This is a genomic window from Algoriphagus sp. (assembly GCF_029254265.1).
Classification (GTDB): domain Bacteria; phylum Bacteroidota; class Bacteroidia; order Cytophagales; family Cyclobacteriaceae; genus Algoriphagus.
Map to the genome: position 1 here is coordinate 1 of NZ_JAQWXX010000121.1, position 2,730 is coordinate 2,730.

Sequence of the window (2,730 nt, forward strand, 5' to 3'; positions counted from 1 at the left end):
GTCAAAACCGTTTATTTTGACCTAATTTAGTACCCGTTAAGATCGCAAGAAAGCGATTGTCACTGGCTGTCACTTCTAACTTATTTGGCTACTGGCATCTTTGCGGATATACATATAAATTATTTTAATAATTAGGGTGATTTCTATCTTTTTCAGATATGACTTCAGGGTTCATTGGCCATTCAATTTTAAATTCAGGATCATCCCACCTAATCCCAGCTTCAGCACCTGGAGTATAAAACTGAGTAACTAAATAAGAAACTTCACAATTGTCCTCAAGTGTAATAAAGCCATGAGCAAAATCCTCAGGAACATAAAGCATTTTATAATTATCTTGAGTCAATTCAACACCCACCCATTGTTTATAGGTTGGGGAGTTCTTTCTGAGATCTATAATTACATCATAAATTGCTCCTCTCGTACATCGAATTAATTTTGTCTCTTGGAAAGGATCATTTTGATAATGCATCCCTCTTATCGTTCCTTTCTTAAGACTTAAAGAAGTGTTTGCTTGTTTGATGTCATGTTTCAAACCATGTGCGGCCAATTCTTTAGCGCACCATGACCTTCCAAAAAATCCTCTTTCATCTTCTAATTTCTTGATTTCAAGAATAAAAGCACCTTTAAGTTCTGTCTCAGTAAATATCATATTTTTTTATTTTCACCAATTCCAAGAAAGATCATCACTCAGAAAATTTTTATTTTGTAGATTGTTTAAAACTTCAAGCCTTATGTATTGAGATTTCCGATACTGATGATCATTAAAATTCATTTCAGTAAGATTGGAGTATAAATCTTTAATAGTTCTATTAAGGTCAAAAACAGGGAGATAATCCGGTGCTAACTCCGCAAATAAATCAAAATTGACTTTGTATGATCTTTTGTCAGGTTGAGCATTTGGATTTACAGATACTTTAATACCGGGTATAACTTCTGCTACGGCCTCTGCCAGTTCGACAACCTGATAATTCCAGGTATTTGTACCTGTGTTTACTACTAAAAAGCCTCCCCCTTTACTCGCATTTCGACTAATTCCAAAATCAATCGCTCTGGCCATATCTAAAACATTGATCAGAGGTCGCCAAGGAGTACCATCACTCAAAATGGATATTTCTTTTGAAGTGACGGCCCCAGCTACAAAGTCATTCAATACCAAATCCAATCTAAGCCGGTCAGAATGACCACAGGCAGTTGCAAAGCGAAAGCAGGTTACAATAAAGTTTTCGCTTGCAAGCGCATTTAATCCATTTTCAGCCTCCACTTTGGATTTTGCATAAGCAGTTAGTGGGTTAAGTCTGTCAGTTTCTACTTTTGGATAGTCATCTGCCTCTCCATAAATACTACAACTTGAGGCAAATACAAACGACTTAACCCCATTCTTCTTAGCTGATTCCGCCATTCTAACGGCAGACTTGCAATTAACATCCATGGTTACTTTTTCAAATTTATTCCCCATCGGATCATTTGAGATCGCAGCTAGATAGACCACAGAATCAATACCTTCAAACAAGCTTTCATGAAAATGCCTTACATCTCCAAAAATTTGCTTATTCAATTGATTATCAGGAAGAAAATCAACATTGGTTAAGCATTTTGAAAAATACCCCATGTCATAACCAATGAGTTCAGCATGAGGATAAGATTGACGTAGTTTACTAATTAGTCCTGGGCCTACGTATCCCATATTTCCAGTAATAAGAATTTTCATATGATCTATTTTCATGAGGTTTATAAAAATAATTCTAATATCTAGTTGCTGATAAATTTGTCTTCAGTAAAAGATCCAATTACCATATTTTCCATGGTGCTTTATTGGCATTACATAAACTCTCAAGAACTTGTTTATCCCTTAAAGTATCCATTGGGTGCCAAAAACCAAAATGCTTAAAAGCAGAAAGCTGGCCTATTTCAGCTAGCTTCTCAAGTGGTTCTTTTTCCCAAACAGTTTGATCATCGGAAATAAAATTCAAAGCTTCAGGCTCCACCACAAAAAAACCTCCATTTATCCATGCATTTTCGAAGCCACCGCCCCTAGGCTTTTCTTTAAAACTTTCAATTCTTGTACTTTCATCTCCTAATGTAAAAATCCCAAATCGACCAGGTTGCTGCACCGCAGTCAAAGTAACTAGAGTCTTTTGCTTCTGATGAAATGCAATAGAAGCGGAAATATTGACATCACTAACTCCATCACCATAGGTAAGACAAAATGTTTCATCCTTCACATAATCAGCAACTCTTTTGATTCTACCGCCTGTCATAGTCCCTTCTCCGGTATCCACTAAAGTAACCTTCCAAGGTTCGCTGTTCTTACGATGAATTTCCATTTCATTTTTTTCTAAATCAAATGTGATGTCTGCCATATGCAAAAAATAATTTGAAAAATATTCCTTTATCACATAGCCCTTATACCCACAACAAATAACAAAATCATTTATGCCATGGGAAGAATAAATTTTCATAATATGCCATAGAACTGGCTTTCCTCCAATTTCCACCATTGGCTTGGGACGAACCCCACTTTCTTCGCTAATCCGAGTACCAAAGCCTCCTGCTAAAATTACTGCTTTCATAGTTATTATTAAAGTTTAGATGTAAAAATTTCATTTAAAATATTATGTATATCCGCAATCTTGCCAGTATGATTAAATCGAAGCAATAATGAGTCTGTCAAAGAGTTTTTGACCGAAATATCTTCTGTTGAGTTTGTAACAAAACTCGTCCAGGTAATTC

The 2,730-nt window shown here is 35.7% G+C and carries 3 protein-coding genes; all 3 read right to left on the bottom strand.

Annotation, left to right across the window (positions count from 1 at the left end; genetic code table 11):
* Positions 1-124 precede the first annotated feature (124 nt).
* Positions 125-649 (bottom strand): dTDP-4-dehydrorhamnose 3,5-epimerase, encoded by a 525-nt coding sequence (rfbC, locus tag P8O16_RS18295; protein ID WP_300317146.1) that lies wholly within the window; start codon positions 647-649, stop codon positions 125-127.
* Positions 650-661: 12 nt separating this feature from the next.
* Complete coding sequence (locus P8O16_RS18300; RefSeq protein ID WP_300317148.1) at positions 662-1,708, bottom strand: NAD(P)-dependent oxidoreductase; 1,047 nt, start codon at positions 1,706-1,708, stop codon at positions 662-664.
* A gap of 79 nt (positions 1,709-1,787) precedes the next feature.
* Positions 1,788-2,570 carry a glucose-1-phosphate cytidylyltransferase gene (rfbF, locus tag P8O16_RS18305; protein ID WP_300317151.1) on the bottom strand — a complete coding sequence of 261 codons (783 nt, stop codon included), beginning with the start codon at positions 2,568-2,570 and terminating at the stop codon, positions 1,788-1,790.
* Positions 2,571-2,730: the final 160 nt, after the last annotated feature.